The organism is Phaeobacter italicus (assembly GCF_001258055.1).
Classification (GTDB): domain Bacteria; phylum Pseudomonadota; class Alphaproteobacteria; order Rhodobacterales; family Rhodobacteraceae; genus Phaeobacter; species Phaeobacter italicus.
Map to the genome: position 1 here is coordinate 208,297 of NZ_CVRM01000031.1, position 15,285 is coordinate 223,581.

General features: G+C 60.8%; 18 protein-coding genes. 9 read left to right on the forward strand and 9 right to left on the reverse strand.

Features of this window, described 5'->3' with window-relative positions; translation table 11 throughout:
• Nucleotides 1-7 precede the first annotated feature (7 nt).
• Nucleotides 8-622 (forward strand): LbetaH domain-containing protein, encoded by a 615-nt coding sequence (locus tag NIT7645_RS12315; RefSeq protein WP_008561428.1) that lies wholly within the window; start codon nt 8-10, stop codon nt 620-622.
• A gap of 41 nt (nt 623-663) precedes the next feature.
• Here NIT7645_RS12315 and phnF read toward each other — a convergent pair whose 3' ends face one another.
• The gene (phnF, locus tag NIT7645_RS12320) at nt 664-1,386 is read right to left on the reverse strand and encodes a phosphonate metabolism transcriptional regulator PhnF (protein ID WP_008562822.1); all 723 of its coding nucleotides are present in this window, start codon (nt 1,384-1,386) and stop codon (nt 664-666) included.
• A 108-nt stretch (nt 1,387-1,494) separates the two neighbouring features.
• Between phnF and phnG the strand changes: the two genes are divergently transcribed.
• Genes phnG through phnN form a run of 7 tightly spaced genes read left to right on the forward strand, consistent with a single transcriptional unit; the run spans nt 1,495 to nt 6,612 of the window.
• Complete coding sequence (gene phnG / locus NIT7645_RS12325) at nt 1,495-1,971, forward strand: phosphonate C-P lyase system protein PhnG (protein WP_008562628.1); 477 nt, start codon at nt 1,495-1,497, stop codon at nt 1,969-1,971.
• Nucleotides 1,971-2,567: a phosphonate C-P lyase system protein PhnH gene (gene phnH, locus NIT7645_RS12330; RefSeq protein ID WP_008562772.1), complete on the forward strand. Its 597-nt coding sequence runs from the start codon at nt 1,971-1,973 to the stop codon at nt 2,565-2,567. The genes phnG and phnH overlap by 1 nt, the downstream gene beginning before the upstream one ends.
• 3 nt (nt 2,568-2,570) lie before the next feature.
• Nucleotides 2,571-3,680 carry a carbon-phosphorus lyase complex subunit gene (locus NIT7645_RS12335; RefSeq protein ID WP_008561651.1) on the forward strand — a complete coding sequence of 370 codons (1,110 nt, stop codon included), beginning with the start codon at nt 2,571-2,573 and terminating at the stop codon, nt 3,678-3,680.
• A gap of 42 nt (nt 3,681-3,722) precedes the next feature.
• Nucleotides 3,723-4,580: an alpha-D-ribose 1-methylphosphonate 5-phosphate C-P-lyase PhnJ gene (locus tag NIT7645_RS12340; protein WP_008561568.1), complete on the forward strand. Its 858-nt coding sequence runs from the start codon at nt 3,723-3,725 to the stop codon at nt 4,578-4,580.
• A complete protein-coding gene (phnK, locus tag NIT7645_RS12345) occupies nt 4,580-5,350 on the forward strand; it encodes a phosphonate C-P lyase system protein PhnK (protein ID WP_050687205.1) in 771 nt (256 codons plus the stop codon). The genes NIT7645_RS12340 and phnK overlap by 1 nt, the downstream gene beginning before the upstream one ends.
• A 9-nt stretch (nt 5,351-5,359) precedes the next feature.
• Nucleotides 5,360-6,043, forward strand: coding sequence for a phosphonate C-P lyase system protein PhnL (gene phnL / locus NIT7645_RS12350; RefSeq protein WP_037302561.1), 684 nt, complete (start codon nt 5,360-5,362; stop codon nt 6,041-6,043).
• Nucleotides 6,040-6,612, forward strand: coding sequence for a phosphonate metabolism protein/1,5-bisphosphokinase (PRPP-forming) PhnN (gene phnN / locus NIT7645_RS12355; protein ID WP_008562398.1), 573 nt, complete (start codon nt 6,040-6,042; stop codon nt 6,610-6,612). The genes phnL and phnN overlap by 4 nt, the downstream gene beginning before the upstream one ends.
• Here phnN and NIT7645_RS12360 read toward each other — a convergent pair.
• Nucleotides 6,594-7,277 carry a DUF1045 domain-containing protein gene (locus NIT7645_RS12360; RefSeq protein WP_008561953.1) on the reverse strand — a complete coding sequence of 228 codons (684 nt, stop codon included), beginning with the start codon at nt 7,275-7,277 and terminating at the stop codon, nt 6,594-6,596. The two genes, phnN and NIT7645_RS12360, sit on opposite strands and share 19 nt — an antisense overlap.
• A 52-nt stretch (nt 7,278-7,329) precedes the next feature.
• Here NIT7645_RS12360 and NIT7645_RS12365 point away from each other — a divergent pair, with 52 nt between their 5' ends.
• Entirely contained in the window at nt 7,330-8,472 is a 1,143-nt protein-coding gene (locus NIT7645_RS12365; protein WP_050687207.1) for an alpha-D-ribose 1-methylphosphonate 5-triphosphate diphosphatase, read from the forward strand.
• Nucleotides 8,473-8,542: 70 nt separating this feature from the next.
• Here NIT7645_RS12365 and NIT7645_RS12370 read toward each other — a convergent pair whose 3' ends face one another.
• Genes NIT7645_RS12370 through NIT7645_RS12400 form a run of 7 tightly spaced genes read right to left on the reverse strand, consistent with a single transcriptional unit; the run spans nt 8,543 to nt 15,066 of the window.
• Nucleotides 8,543-9,022: a class I SAM-dependent methyltransferase gene (locus NIT7645_RS12370; RefSeq protein WP_008562860.1), complete on the reverse strand. Its 480-nt coding sequence runs from the start codon at nt 9,020-9,022 to the stop codon at nt 8,543-8,545.
• A 1-nt stretch (nt 9,023) separates the two neighbouring features.
• Nucleotides 9,024-9,782, reverse strand: coding sequence for a polysaccharide deacetylase family protein (locus NIT7645_RS12375; protein ID WP_008560020.1), 759 nt, complete (start codon nt 9,780-9,782; stop codon nt 9,024-9,026).
• Nucleotides 9,779-10,915, reverse strand: a complete 1,137-nt coding sequence (locus NIT7645_RS12380) for a glycosyltransferase family protein (RefSeq protein WP_008559212.1) — start codon at nt 10,913-10,915, stop codon at nt 9,779-9,781. Before NIT7645_RS12380 ends, NIT7645_RS12375 begins: the two co-directional genes overlap by 4 nt.
• On the reverse strand, nt 10,912-11,499 hold the full coding sequence (locus NIT7645_RS12385; RefSeq protein WP_008562170.1) for a histidine phosphatase family protein: 588 nt from the start codon (nt 11,497-11,499) through the stop codon (nt 10,912-10,914). Before NIT7645_RS12385 ends, NIT7645_RS12380 begins: the two co-directional genes overlap by 4 nt.
• Nucleotides 11,496-12,614 carry a glycosyltransferase gene (locus tag NIT7645_RS12390; protein ID WP_173644461.1) on the reverse strand — a complete coding sequence of 373 codons (1,119 nt, stop codon included), beginning with the start codon at nt 12,612-12,614 and terminating at the stop codon, nt 11,496-11,498. The genes NIT7645_RS12385 and NIT7645_RS12390 overlap by 4 nt, the downstream gene beginning before the upstream one ends.
• A complete protein-coding gene (locus NIT7645_RS12395; protein WP_008562014.1) occupies nt 12,611-13,858 on the reverse strand; it encodes a glycosyltransferase family 4 protein in 1,248 nt (415 codons plus the stop codon). Before NIT7645_RS12395 ends, NIT7645_RS12390 begins: the two co-directional genes overlap by 4 nt.
• Nucleotides 13,855-15,066, reverse strand: a complete 1,212-nt coding sequence (locus NIT7645_RS12400) for a glycosyltransferase family protein (RefSeq protein WP_222459175.1) — start codon at nt 15,064-15,066, stop codon at nt 13,855-13,857. Before NIT7645_RS12400 ends, NIT7645_RS12395 begins: the two co-directional genes overlap by 4 nt.
• Nucleotides 15,067-15,285 lie beyond the last annotated feature (219 nt).

Consider the following 15,285-nt stretch of genomic DNA (forward strand, 5'->3'; position numbering starts at 1 on the left):
ACGTCCCATGCCGCGCTTATCTGCCGATACTCCGGTGTTTCATCCAAACAGCCAGATCACCAACAGCGTGTTTGGTGCCTATGTCGAAATCGGTGCCGACACCCGCATTCTCAACAGCGAGTTCGGGGACTACAGCTATTGCGACAGGGGCTGTGATATTGCCAACGCCCGGATTGGAAAGTTCTCCAACATCGCAAGTGCAACCCGGATCGGTGCGACCGATCATCCGCTGGAGAAGGCATCGCTGCACCATTTCCTCTACCGCTCATCCAGCTACTGGGATGATATCGAGGATGATGCAGAATGGTTTCAGCACCGGGCCAGCAGGCTTGCGTACATAGGCCATGACACATGGATCGGTCACGGTGCACTGATAAAACCCGAGGTGACAATCGGCCATGGCGCCGTCGTCGCCTCTGGCAGTGTCGTGACCAAGGATGTCGCGCCCTATACCATTGTCGGTGGCAACACCGCCCGCCTCATCCGTCGCCGATATACCGATGTGGTCGCTGCAAGAATGATGGAGCTGGCATGGTGGGACTGGGACAATGACAGGATCAAGGCGGCAGTTCCGGATTTTCGCGCGTTGAGTGCAGAGGCATTCCTGGAAAAATACGCCTGAGAGGGACACCCTGTTCGCCAGTTATGAGGGGGGATTGCAGTCTAGCCCAGATCACCGTCCTCACCGACAGTGAGGGTGACACGATCGCCTGCAAACCATGTCCGGCCAAATTCGACAGGCACACCATCCGGATCAGCATTGACCCCTGTGGTCCGCAGGATGGGGCTGCCCTCTGATATCTGCAGATGCAGCGCCTGCGTCGCAGTAGCGAGCTTGGCGGTGATGCGGGTCTGTACGCGAGTGTAGTCCTCGACTCCGCATCTGCTTAGCGCTGCGGTCACGGATCGTGTCTCTGTCAGGGCGGCGGGCAGATCGGGAAACCGTTCTGCGGGGAATACGCTCTGAAACAGGGCGATTGGCTGATCGTCGGCCAGGGACAGCCCGTCGTAGACATGGACAAGCGCACCCGGATCCAGATCCAGGGCCTCGCCCTCTCGTGGACCCGCCGCACGGGTTTCCATAGACAGGATTTTCTTGGCGGGCGTGCGGCCAAGACGTCCGAGGTTCTGGTGAAACCTCACCCTTTTGCCGATCGGGTAGTCTGTGGGCCGCGAGGCCACAAACACGCCTGCACCCCTGCGCGCGTGCAACAGACCTTCTTCTGCCATCTCAGCCAGCGCTCTGCGGACCGTGTGGCGGTTGACACCAAAGCGACTGGCCAGCTGCGCCTCAGAAGGCAGCTTGTCCCCGGTCTGGTAGCGATGCTGCCCGATGTCGTCGGTCAGGGCGATGGCGATGGACTTCCAAACAGGGGTGCGGGCCATGTCACGAAACTTTCACAAGGTAAGCGTTGCGCGGTCTTGGGAGACTCAGTTAATATTTGTCTAGTTGTATAGATCATGTAGACAAATCGGCCAAGAGGCTTTGAGAGTATGACCAACGAAAATGACATGACGGCGAGCGGCGCCGAGCTGCGGCAAAGCCGCAAAAGCTGGATGAGCCTCCTCGCAACAGCGGATGAAGCGCGTCTGCGTGATCTCTGGGCGGGTTTTGACCGGAACCCCGATCACAGTTGGCTGCGGGCCCCAGAGGCGGGCGGCGTCATGGTGCGGGGACGAATGGGAGCTGCGGGCGCGCCATTCAATCTGGGTGAAATGACTGTAACCCGTTGCGCCTTGACCTTGGCCGACGGAACAGTTGGGCACGGTTATGTCCAAGGTCGCAGCAAGGCCAAGGCGGAAATCGCCGCCAAGATCGACGCGATGATGCAGACCGATGCTGCAGATGACCTGCACCGGACCATTCTCGTGCCGCTCCTGAAAGCCAAGGAAGACCACCGGATGCAGCGCGCCGCCAAAGCGGCTGCAACCAAGGTTGATTTTTTCACAATGGTGCGGGGAGAGGACTGATGACCGCGCAGACATCAAATTCGCATTTTTCAGGCGGCTTCCGTGATCCGGCCATTCAATCGTCCCACGTGTTTCGTGCTGCAATGACAGCAATGGCGCGCCCGGGTGAGATCAAACCGATCACGGGTGCGACCCCGCCAGAGGGTTTGTCGATTGCGGCTGGTTGTCTTCTGCTGACGCTGTGTGACCCTGAAACCAGTCTCTATCTTGCGCCTGATGTCGATCATCCGGCCGTACGGGATTGGATCACCTTCCATACAGGCGCCCCATTTGTTCCTGCGCAAGATGCGGATTTTGCGGTTGGGGGATGGGCCGCGCTGACCCCGTTTGATCGCTTCCGCATCGGGACGTCCGAATATCCCGACCGCTCCGCCACACTGATCGTTGAACTGCCGTCCTTTGATGCCCCGAATGCCGAATTGAGCGGACCGGGCATCAAGACACGTGCCGAAATCACGCTGCCCGATATCGAAGTGCTGCAGGCCAATGCCGCGCTGTTTCCGCTGGGCTTTGACACCTATTTCACCGCCGCCAGTGACATCTGCGCGTTGCCACGGTCCAGCCGGATCGAACCGCTGCTCATGAAGGAGGGCTGAGAGATGTATGTTGCCGTAAAAGGGGGCGAGCGGGCGATTGACAATGCCCACGCCTGGCTGGCCGAGGAGCGCCGGGGAGATACTTCGATTGCCGAACTCAGCCTCGCACAGATCCGCGAACAACTGGGCCTCGCGGTAAACCGCGTGATGGCTGAGGGCTCGCTTTATGATCCGGATCTCGCGGCGCTGGCGATCAAGCAGGCACGTGGGGATCTGATTGAAGCGATTTTCCTGATCCGCGCCTACCGCACCACCCTGCCGCGTTTCGGCGCATCTGACCCGGTGGACACCGGCCGCATGAGCTGTGACCGCCGGATCTCTGCCACCTTCAAGGATGCGCCCGGTGGGCAGGTTCTTGGGCCGACGTTCGATTACACCCATCGTTTGCTGGATTTCAAATTGGCAGCCGAGAGCGACCGCGAAGATCTGCCAGAGACCCAGACCGCTGAGCCGCGTAGCGAAGACACACCACATATCCTGTCGTTTCTGGATGGCGAGAACATCATTGAACAGGAACCACGGACGGACGCAGAGCCGGGCGATTTGACCCGTGAACCAATGTCCTTTCCTGCCGGGCGGGCGGTGCGTTTGCAGTCGCTGACCCGCGGAGATGAGGGCTTTATTCTAGGCATGGCCTATTCCACGCAGCGCGGCTACGCCCGCAACCATGCCTTTGTTGGCGAGTTGCGGATCGGCAGCGTGCCGGTGGAAATGGAGATCCCGGAACTCGGCTTTGCCATTGAGATCGGCGAGATAGAGCTGACCGAATGCGAGACCGTGAACCAGTTCAAAGGCTCCAAGACAGTGCCGCCACAGTTTACCCGCGGCTACGGGCTGGTGTTCGGTCAGTCAGAGCGAAAATCCATTGCCATGGCGCTGGTCGACCGGGCGCTGCGCTGGGAGGAACTGGGCGAAGACAACCTTGGTGCCCCTGCCCAGGATGAAGAATTCGTCCTGAGCCACGCCGACAACATCCAGGCCACCGGTTTCCTCGAGCATATCAAGCTGCCGCATTACGTGGATTTCCAATCCGAACTGGAACTGGTGCGCAAACTGCGCCGCGAGGCGGCGGAGCTGGCGGAACAAATGGCCGCAAGGGAGGCGGCACAATGAACGGCGTATGCCAAAGGGCCAATTTCACGAAAGGTGCCCAAGATGTCTGACTACAACTTTGCATATCTCGACGAACAGACCAAGCGGATGATCCGCAGGGCAATCCTGAAGGGGCTGGCGGTGCCGGGCTATCAGGTCCCTTTTGCCAGCCGTGAAATGCCCATGCCCTACGGCTGGGGCACGGGGGGCGTGCAGGTATCGGCTGCGACATTGACACCGGAGGATACGCTGAAGGTCATTGATCAGGGTGCCGATGACACCACGAATGCGGTTTCCATCCGCAAGTTCTTTGAAAACACCGCTGGCGTGGCCACCACCGAAGAAACCGAAAAGGCCAGTGTGATCCAGACCCGGCACAGGATTCCGGAGGCCGAGCTGAGTGAGGATCAGATCCTTGTCTATCAGGTCCCGATCCCGGAGCCGCTGCGTTTTCTTGAGCCCCGTGAAACCGAAACGCGCAAGATGCACGCCTTGCAGGAATATGGGCTGATGCACGTGAAACTCTACGAAGACATCAGCCAGCATGGCGCCATTGCCACCTCATATGCGTATCCCGTGAAGGTCGCAGGTCGCTATGTGACGGATCCCTCGCCGATCCCGAAATTCGACAATCCGAAAATGAACATGGCTGCGATCCAACTGTTTGGCGCGGGACGTGAACAGCGGATCTATGCAGTGCCGCCTTACACCGAAGTCGTCTCGCTTGATTTCGAGGATTTCCCGTTTGAGGCCAGCAAGGCCGATCATCCCTGTGATCTCTGCGCGGCAGAGGACAGCTATCTGGATGAGGTGATCCTGGATGATGCGGGGAACCGGATGTTTGTCTGCTCGGATACGGATTATTGCCGGTCCCGGCGCGATGCGGGCCATATGGGTCGCCTGAGTGAGGAGGCCGCGTGATGACGCCGCTGTTGCAAGTAAAGAACCTGGCCAAGATGTATGGTGCCCGAATTGGCTGCACGGATGTGAGCTTTGACCTTTATCCGGGCGAGGTCATGGGCATCGTTGGGGAAAGCGGATCGGGCAAATCGACCCTGCTGAACAGCATGGCCGGGCATCTGACACCGGATCGTGGCGAAGTGATTTTTGACACCCGGGCAGACGGGCCTGTGGACACGGTGACCATGTCCGAACCGGCACGCCGCATGTTGGGGCGCACGGATTGGGCCTTTGTGCATCAGCACGCCCGCGATGGGTTGCGGATGTCTGTGTCAGCTGGCGGCAATATCGGGGAACGGCTGATGGCGGTGGGGGATCGCAACTATGGCAACATCCGCGCCCGCGCAGCCGATTGGCTGGGCCGTGTCGAGATTGCCGAAAGTCGGATTGATGATCGTCCTTCCGCTTTCTCCGGTGGGATGCAGCAGCGGTTGCAGATTGCCCGCAACCTCGTCACCGGGCCGCGGCTTGTCTTTATGGATGAGCCGACGGGCGGGCTGGATGTTTCGGTTCAGGCGCGCCTTTTGGATCTGCTGCGTAACCTTGTGCGCGAAATGGGGTTGAGCGCGATCATCGTGACCCATGATCTCGCGGTGGTGCGTCTTTTGGCGGATCGGCTGATGGTGATGAAAGATGGCCGTGTCGTGGAAACCGGTCTCACCGATCAGGTGCTGGATGATCCGCAGCACGCCTACACCCAGTTGCTGGTTTCCAGCGTTCTTCAGGTCTGAGGATCCGAGATGATTGAACTTCAAAACGTGAGCAAGAGCTTTACCCTGCACAATCAGGGCGGCGCCGTCATCCCGGTGATGGAGGGGGCAAGTCTTGGCGTCGCGCCGGGAGAATGCATTGGTCTGACCGGTGCCTCGGGGGCCGGGAAATCGACCCTGATGCGGGTGATTTATGGAAATTACCTCGCAGCATCCGGCCGTGTGATGGTGGGGGGCGTCGACGTCGCCAAGGCAGCGCCGCGTGACATTCTGGCGTTGCGTCGCGAGACACTTGGCTATGTGAGTCAGTTCTTGCGCGTCGTGCCACGGGTGCCGACGTTGGATGTCGTAGCAGAGCCGCTGCTGGCGGTGGGCGTTGCGCCTGATGCCGCGCGGGACCGCGCCGCGACGTTGTTGGCAGGGCTGAACATCCCGGAACGGCTGTGGCAGCTGAGCCCGACGACGTTTTCTGGCGGCGAGCAACAGCGGGTCAATATCGCGCGGGGGTTTGCACATAGCTATCCGGCGATGCTGCTGGATGAGCCGACCGCCAGTCTGGACGCTCAGAACAGAGCTACGGTCCTGCGGTTGATCGAGGAAGCCAAGGCGCGCGGTGCCGCCATCATCGGAATTTTCCACGACGAGGCTGCGCGCGAGCAGGTCTGCGATCGATGTGTTGATGTGTCGGCCTTCACTCCAAAGGTTGCAGCATGAGCCCGCGACCCGTCAAAGCGCCAGTCATCGCAGTTGTTGGGCCATCCGGTGTCGGCAAAGACAGCCTGATGGATGCGATGCTGACACGTATTCCCGGTTTGAAAAAACAGCGCAGGGTCATCACCCGCGCACCGGAACTTGGGGGCGAAGACTATGTGGCTGTGAGCGAGACACAGTTTGCAGACCTTTGTGCTGAGCGCAGTTTTGCGCTGCACTGGCAGGCGCATGGGCTCTATTATGCGATCCCGCGTGAGATTGACGCCTTGCGCCGCTCGGCATCCGGCGTCGTCGTCAACCTGTCCCGCAAAGCGCTTTTGGAGGCGCAGGATGTTTTCAGTACATTGATTGTGCTGTCGGTAACAGCCACGCCAGAGGTATTGGCTGCCCGGCTGAATGCGCGCGGGCGCGAAGATCGCGCGGAGGTCGAGCGTAGGCTTGCCCGCGCGTCGACGCCGCTCCCTGCGGGGCTTCTGCATGTGGTCGAGATCGACAACAGCGGCCCGCTTGACGCGGCGGTAGCGGCCGCCGAGGCGGCCCTGACCCCCTGGCTTCAGCCCGAGAGGGCCTGACGATGGATAAGGTGGAATCGACCGTTGCTGTCTTCGCCGACCAAGGCGAGATCATCGATGACAAAAGGTGTCGGAATTTCGGGAAGCAGACGTTCCTGCAGGAACGCTTCGATTGCGGGCAATTCGGCCTTCGGGCGTTTGCCGCTCAGCGTGATGTGAAAGCGGAAACTGTCGCCAACATAGGGATAGCCCCAGGACACCAGCGCCTGTTCCTGCGCCGCGCTCAGACCACCTGCGCGCCGCTTTTCCAGCTCTGCCGTCGAGGCAGGGGCGCGAAACTCGTCCAGATCCCGCACGCAGTTGAATGCCAGCCTGTTCAGCGCCAGCTGATCCCCGGTCGGGCAAAGCGCAAGAAAACGGCCAAGCCGGGTCAGCGACAGCCCTTCCAACGTGACCGGTGCGGCCTGCGCCGCGAAATCGGCAAAACGGTCTGCCAATCCATCGGCACTCATGCCTGCAGCCAGCCGGAACGGCGGTTTGATCGTCGCGTGCAGCCCGTATTTGCGCGGCACCTCGGTAATGGCCGCCACATCCAGATCTGTGCCCGTCGGGTGATCCAGCGGTTGCCCCTCATGCAGATCCCAGCCCAGCCAGCTGGATGCAAATCGGCTCCATTCCGCCTGTTTGGGCGGCACAAAATAGATCGCGTATCGCGTGAATGTCACAATGGCCTCCTAGGTGTGGCCCGTTCTATAGCTCAAATCGTGTGAAAGTCAGATGACAGAACCTTTGATCCTTGCCAATGCCACGCTTGTTCTGCCGGGAGAGACCCGTACAGGTTCCATCACGCTGAAAGATGGGCTGTTCGCCGATATTGCTGACGGCACTTCCGTCCCTGCCGGTGCTTTGGACATGGAGGGGGACTATGTCAGTCCCGGTCTGGTAGAGCTGCACACCGACAATCTCGAACGTCACATCCAGCCCCGTCCAAAGGTCGACTGGCCCCATGCCGCCGCCATCATTGCCCATGATGCGGAACTGGCCGGAACTGGAATTACGACGGTGTTTGATGCGATGCGGGTGGGGTCGATCAAGGCCACGGAGTCCCGCTACGGCGCCTATGCCCGAAGCCTTGCAAGCGAATTGCTGGAGCTGAGGCATCAGGATGCGTTGAAAATCAGCCACTTCCTACATCTGCGCGCGGAGGTCTGTTCGGAGACGCTGGTGGCCGAACTGGATGAGTTTGGCGATGCCGATCGCGTGGGGCTGGTTTCTTTGATGGATCACACACCAGGCCAGCGTCAGTTTCGCGACATGTCCAAACTGGAAGCCTACGTCAAAGGCAAGCACGGGTTCGACGACGAGGGGTTCAAGGCGCATGTTGCTGGGCTAAAGCGAATGCGGGACACCTATGGCGATCTGCACGAGGTGGAGGCAGTCAAGGCTGCGCGTCGTTTTGGTGCTGTGCTGGCAAGCCACGATGACACGACCGAAGCGCAGGTCGCGGTTTCCGCCGGGCACGGCATCCATCTGGCAGAGTTCCCAACAACGGTTGAGGCTGCGCGCGCCTGTCACGACCATGAGATCAAGGTCATGATGGGGGCGCCCAACCTCATTCGTGGCGGGTCCCATTCCGGAAACGTCGCCGCACGTGAGCTGGCCGAACTGGAACTACTGGATATCCTGTCATCTGACTACGTGCCTGCGGCTTTGCTGTTGGCCGCAGCGCAGTTGGGCGAGATCTGGGGCGATATGGCCAGAGGGCTGGCAACAGTCACCGCAGCACCTGCGGATGCTGTCAAACTGGCAGATCGCGGACGGATCGACATCGGGAAACGCGCAGATTTGATCCGTTTCCGTATGCGGGCCGGGGTTCCTGCACTGCGGGCAGTCTGGTCGCGTGGCAATCGGGTGGCTTGATTGCTGCGAAAGCTGAAACAAGAAACGCCCCGGACCTTTGGTCGGGGCGTCTGAATTCTTCGGCCGCAGACTAGCCTGCGCGATAAAAAAGGTAGCGACCTGGCGGGATGCCTTCTGGGCCGCTCAGCTCCTCAAACCCGACGAGCGGCTGGCCAGAGACGATGATGCCACCTGGCGCCATCACTGCTGCAATCGCAGGAGAGAGCGCTGCGGCTTCTGCCACGTCCTTTTCCTTGACACCAAATCCCAGATCGTAGTGGGCCAGCACAACAGGGGCGTTTTCCTGTGCAAGCTGTTCCAGCATCGGGCGGGCCTCGCCCTGTAGAAAATCCGCCTCCGGCGGCACGCAGGAGGGATGACATTGCAGCACCCGGTCAATGACGCGAACCCTGCGGTCGGGCAGTGTTTCGCGCAAATGATCGTAGGTGCGCCCATTGCCCAAGCCGATATCAAGAACATCGCCTTTGAGGTCGGCGACTTGTGCAGCTGCCCAGTTGAGACCGTCGCGTTGTGCAGTCAGTCGACGCAACATGGAATCCAGTCGGCTCATGTCAGCTTTTCCTTTCTTCAAAAACCCAAGGCCGGGCAGGGCCTGCCAGCAGGCGACGCAAGAGATCCTCGCAAAAGGCCCAGATGGCGTCATCGTGGACAAGATGGTGGGTGAGGATGCCATAGGGCTCATCATTGTCGGCCTTACCCAGCCTGCGATCGGCCAATTGTTTGACCAGCTGAGACAGCAAGAGGGTAGGCGCCACCAGTGAACGGGTTCCCTTCCAGTCGATCGGGTCAAGATGCGTGTTGACCCGCAAAAGCCCGGGAGCCGCCTTGACCTGGCTGCGCGGGGTAAAGGTCGACAGCGCGCTATAACCAAGCCCGGCAAGCCAGGGTTCCAGATCCTCTGACAGGCGGTTCCAAGGGGGGACGAACATCGGTTGCAGCCCTGAGCCAAAGAGACGCTCCAGCGTTTTCAGGCCACGTTCTGCGTCATCAAGAGCGTCATCCACCACCCGATCCGCACCGAATTCGGATTTCTTCTGGTCGGGGGCGGCGTGGTTTTCATGGGCCCAGCCGTGCACAACCGGAATTGCAGTTGCAGTTCCTGACAGGCGCTTTGCAAGTTCGGGCGTCGCGTCACGGGGGATGATTGCAAGGTGAACGGGGAGTGAAAGCTGTTCTGACAAAGCCAACAACTGCTCCAACTGTGGTGTCGGGGCAATCGCGTCGTCATCGCGCCACCAGATCGGAAGGGTCATCCCCGCCTCCTGCCAGCGAGCAAGCTCCTGATCCAAAGCAGTCCAGTCCGGTGTCATGCGCGCTCCTGTGCCATGTTGGCGGCAATCTCTACCGTTCGGGCGGCGCCGTCAAACCGGAAGCTGTCGCAGTCCCGCGCAGGGGCTGCGAGCACGCTGTCCAGCGATTGGCAAAGGGTCTTGCCCGTCAGATCCTTGGCGCGCAGCGCCGCGAACCCGTCAAGCGGCGCGAGGCTTTGGGCGCGCAGAGATTGCTCGACCTCGTTTCCTGCATCGAAGGGCACAATGACGGCGGGCAATCCGGTCTGCAGCAGGTCCAATGCGGTGTTGTAGCCGCACATGCTGACAGAGGCTTTGGCGTGGCACAGCATCTGACGAAAATCCGGGCGGGCCGGTTCCAGAATAGCGGGGGCGGTCGGGTCTTTCAGATCATCAATCCGCGACGTGGCATCCGCCCCGCCGACAAGCAGACGCCACGTCAGATCAGGCCGCAGGGTGGAGGCCTCGATTGCCGCACGGTACAGCGCATCACCAACGCTGCCGCCCCCTGCGCTGACCAGAATTTCGCCTGCTCCTGCACCATCCGGATGAGGTGTCGGCGCTGCGGGGGCAACGTAGCCGGTGTAATGTAATTTTGCAGCAAGGGCCGGGCTAACGGGCCAGGACACCTCCAGCCGGGTGGCTTGGGGGTCGGAATGCACAAGAACGCCGTCATAGTAGCGCGAGATGATCTCTTCGGCCTGTTCTGCCTTTTTGGGCTTGGAGGGTGGCGCCAGAATATCGCGGATAGAGGCGAGCACGATCGGGCGACGGGGCAGGCGATGTGCGGCCTCAAGCAAGGCATTGAACTCAGCTCGCAGACTGCGCCGCCCAAAGGGGTAGAGCTCGGTTATCAATATGTCCGGCTGCATGGTCTGCAACGCTGCGCAGGCCATGTCGCGTCGGGAACGGTGGTAAAGCTCGTCCGCGACACTGCCATCCGGCGTGAGCAGGCGGGTGAAATCCACCCCGTCCGATCGCAGCGGCGGCAGCTGCAAGAGATCCACGCCGGAGTGGTCAAGCTGGGGCGCGGGGCCGCCTCCTGACAGAATCTGCACCTTGTGACCCTGGGCAACAAAAGCGCGCGCAAGTGTCAGGGCGCGGGCCAGATGCCCGGTGCCCAAGAGGTGGGTGACAGCGATCAGAACGTTCATGAAGCGTCCCGTTTCAGCAGGCGCACGGGCTCTTCGACAGGGCGGAGGCTGCTGCCGTCCAGCTCCACGATGAACAGTCGGTTTCGTTTGATCCGAAACGGTGCGGGCCCGTCAAAATTCCAGCCATGTGCCTTGGCCAGGATCATACGCATGATGCCGATATGACAGACTGCTACGCTGTCACGGGTCAGGCCTGCGAGCCAGGGCTCGATCCTGTCCCAGACATCCTGCGGGCTTTCGCCATTGGGTGGGCGATAGTGCCAGCCCCAGTCCTCGATATCGCGAAACCCGCTGTCAGGATCGGCCTTGAGGTCGACACCCTGTTTGCCTTCCCAATCCCCCCAGTTCATTTCAATCAGAGCGGCGGAGGTCTTGGGCGCGTGGCTTGCGACCAGTTCTGCGGTTTCTGCGGCCCGCATCAGAGGGCTGGCCCAGAGTTCGGCCTTGTCCCAGGGAGTGGGCAGGGTCTGGGCCGCGAGCTCGGCGCGGGCATCTTCGTCCAACGCGATATCGCTGCGCCCCTGAATGCGGCCTGCGCGGTTCCAGGGTGTGTGGCCGTGGCGCAAGAGGGCAAGGCGGATCATGGTGTCTGCTCCATCAGGTGGGTTAGGGTGTGCCACAGGGTTTCGGTGGCGGCCGGGGCAAGGTGGCGCGCTGCTATGCGTTGTCTCGACCGCTCGGCCTGACTGCGCCGTTTGGCGGGATCGGCCAGTGCCAGGCGCAGGGCTGCGCCATACGCGGCGGCGCCAAGATCAGGTTTGGGCATCATGTCTGGATCGCTCCATGGCGCAACCACATCTCGCAACCCCGGTCGGTCTTGTGCCAGGACCGGGACGCCATGAGATTGCGCCTCGAGATAGACCATGCCGAAGGCCTCGTTCACGCCCGGCCAGACGAACAGGCTGGCGCTTTCGTAGACGTGTTGCAGGGCGTCACGGTCAAGCTGGCCCAAAAACTGCACCCTCGGGCCGAACTTTGCCATCTTTGCTTCGACCTCAGAACGGGCAGGGCCGTCACCGACGATTTGTAGCGACCAGTATTCTTGAAGGGTCGTCAGAGCCTCGGCAAGAAGCGCATATGACGCAAGTTTGTCCCCTGCGCGCATCATCCCCACGGCCAACATCGGCCCAGTAAGGTCACTTTGTTTTGGGAGGTGGTCGTAGGGCAGAAAGGGGGCAAGATGGATCAGGCGCTGTTGCCCGGCACGATCCCGTAGCAGCGTTTCGTGATCCTGCTCAGTAAGATAAAAAATCGCATCTGCCGCATCTGCCGCCTGATGGGCCGCCTGTGCGAATCCAGACCACGGTCCGGTCAACCGCTTGCGAGCACGGGTCGATTCAACCTGTACATATGGAATGGCGAGCCGTTTAGCGATGACCGGCCCGATCAGATCCGGCGCCTTATAGTAGTTGTGGTATGTGAGCCAAAGCTGTGGGCGTGTTTGCTGTGGCGTGCTGCTCAGTTCCGTGAGGATCCGGTCGATTTCGGCTTTGGCTTTTGCGCGCAGCGTCTCTTGAGTTTGGGCAGAGCCGGTTTTGTCGAATATGCGTAACTCGCTGCAGAGGCTGACTGCAGCTCCCGTTGCTTCCAACCGGGTGATCAGATTGCGCGCCATTTCCCGATCACCAGAAGGAACGGGGTGGCGCGGAGATTTCATCGGCGCGTAAAAGGCAATCCTGTGGCCCGCGCCATTTTTCATGCGCGCTGCATCATGGATGTGAGACGTTCGGACAGACGGGCAATGCCTGGGTCCATTCCAAAATCCCGGCGCAAACGCATCAGGGCGGCTTCGGCCATATCTGTTGCAGTTTCGGGGTTCTGGCTCAGGTAGAGGATCGCCTCTGCCAGCGCGTCTGGGCTGTCGTCGCTCAACAACCCATGAGTGCCACTGTCGATGAATTCCGGGATGGCCGAAACGGCAGTCGACAGAATGGGGAGCCGCTGAGAGGCCGCTTCCATCAGGACGTTGGGCAGGCCATCACGGTCACCATCCTTGGCAATGCGGCTGGGCAAAACAAAAATGTCCGAGGCGCGCATCGCTGCGATGACTTCGGGCTGATCACAGGCACCACGCCAGGTGATCCGATCTGCAACGCCAGCATCCTCGGCCATGCCCTGCAGCAGATCTCCCATGTCCCCACCTCCGATGTGGGTCCAGTGCCAGTCCAGCGTCGCAGGCAGCAGAGCCAGAGCACCGATTAGCCGATCAAAGCCCTTTTTCTCGACCAGGCGACCGACCGACATCAGATGCAGCGGATCACCCGGGGCGCGGTACTTGCGCTGTGGCGGAGCAGGAAAGCGGCTGAGATCCAGTCCATGGTAGATCAAATCGACCCGATCACGCCGGTCCGCGAGGTCCTGCAGGTGTTTTGCGCCAAAGCCCGTGCATGTTGCCCCAAAAACTGCGCCGTGGTGCTCGGCAGACAGTTTTTCCCGCAGTTCCCATTCCGGAGAGGTCCAGATGTCCTTGGCGTGGGCGGAAAAGCTCCAGGGTAGTCCGCGCATGATGGCGGCATATCGGGCGACTGAGGACGGCGTGTGCAGGAAATGAGCATAAAGGCCCAGCACCTCATCCGGCATTTCTGCTGCCAGAACACAGGCCTGACCAAAGCGGCGAATGCGGTTGCGGCTGGGATCGCGACGCAGATCCTCTCGCCAGATCCGATAGGCCGTTTGGTAGCCGGGCATCTTGTGGGCCTTCTGCCGTGCAGCCCAGACCCTGTCCGGCTCTTGATAGAGGTATTCTGGCAGATAGCGCACGGCTGCCTGCAGGCGATCATGTAGCGGATGCCGTTTGCGATCAGTTGGGTGGCGCAGCGACCAGATTTCGAAACTCTGCCCTGCATCCTCAAGCGCGACCAGCTCCTGGGCGATAAAGGTCTCTGACAGACGGGGCCAGCCCTTGACGATGACGGCAAGAGGGGGGCGGCCTTGGTTGGTCATTTCGTGGTCTTTCCGGCTTGGGCGTGCAGCAATGCATCCACGCGGTCTGTCACGTAGTCGAGCCCGTCCAGCAGCCCGTCCGGGATTGCAGCAGACGGCGGTGGCTGGTCTGCGAGCGCGCGGATGGCACGCACCATTGCTTCGGGGGTCCAGCCATCACGGTTTTCGTCCAGCATTGCAGTCAGGCCCAGTTCTTCGGCCCGGCTGGCGCGGATCCATTGTTCCAGACGCGGGGTTGTGCGCGGCACGATCACCGCGGGTTTGTCAAACGACAGAACCTCGCAGAACGTGTTGTAGCCACCCATGCAGACAACACCCTGTGCCCCGGCAAACAAGGTTTCGATCTGGGATTCAAACCCAACGGCCGTTACCCGCCCATTGAGCGCAGCGACGCGAGTTTCAAATTCAGTCCGGGTGTCACCCGACAGGAACGGGCCGTAAACCAGCATCGCCCGCGGGGCGAGGTCGGGGTCACGTTCATATGCGGTCAGGACAAGATCCACCATCATTGCCCCATCACCGCCACCACCGGGAGTGATCAAAACATACGGTTGTTCCGGTGGGGTGCCCAATTCCCCCAGATCCCGGCGCAGATAGCCTGTCCAGTGCATCCGCGCGTGGGCCTCGGGGCTGAGCGGCAGGCCCGCAGTTGGATCATAAACTGAGCGGGTGCCATAGACCCAGATCTCGTCATAGTAGGTTTCTGTAGCGGAAACTGCGTCTTTGCGTTGCCATTCGGCGGCAAGAACATCCGGCTCATCCAGAACATCGCGCAACCCAAGCACCATCTGTGTGCCACCACATTCCTGCAGATCTTGCAGGGTTGGCAGCAATTCGCCGCGAAAACCGGTTGGTTCCTTGTCCACGATCAGCACGTCAGGTGCGTATTGGCGGGCGGTAGAGCGGATCAGTTCGGCCCGCAGCGTCGTGGTCTCTTCAATCGACATGCCCATGGTCCGCGAGGCGTATGACCCGTCAGACCGTTTGATGACGCCGGGCAGACGCACGTGGTCCACCCGCGAGGGAAACGCAAACCGGCCAGCAACCGGAGAGCCGGTCAGGATGAGTGCGGACGCACTTGGGTCGGCTGACGTGATCGCACTGGCAAGCGCGCGCGAGCGACGCAGATGGCCGAGACCAAAGGTGTCGTGGCTATAAAGCATGACGCGCGCACCGCGTGTTGCGCTCTTGGGGGCGTTGCTTGTCATTGCGGGGCCTGCGTCTGTGAAAGAGGAGAGAGATGCCACTGTGCCTTTTGCTGGACCCATCGCAACAGGTCCGCAGAGCCTGCGGGGGTGCGTGTCTGCTCGGCTGTCTTCCGCCTCAGCATGGTCTCGCCTCAGGTTGCGCGGCCTGACACGCAAAGGGCCAAGGCACTGGTCATCACTGCGTCTACGTGCAGAAGGCAAACAACGTGGTGGCACGGA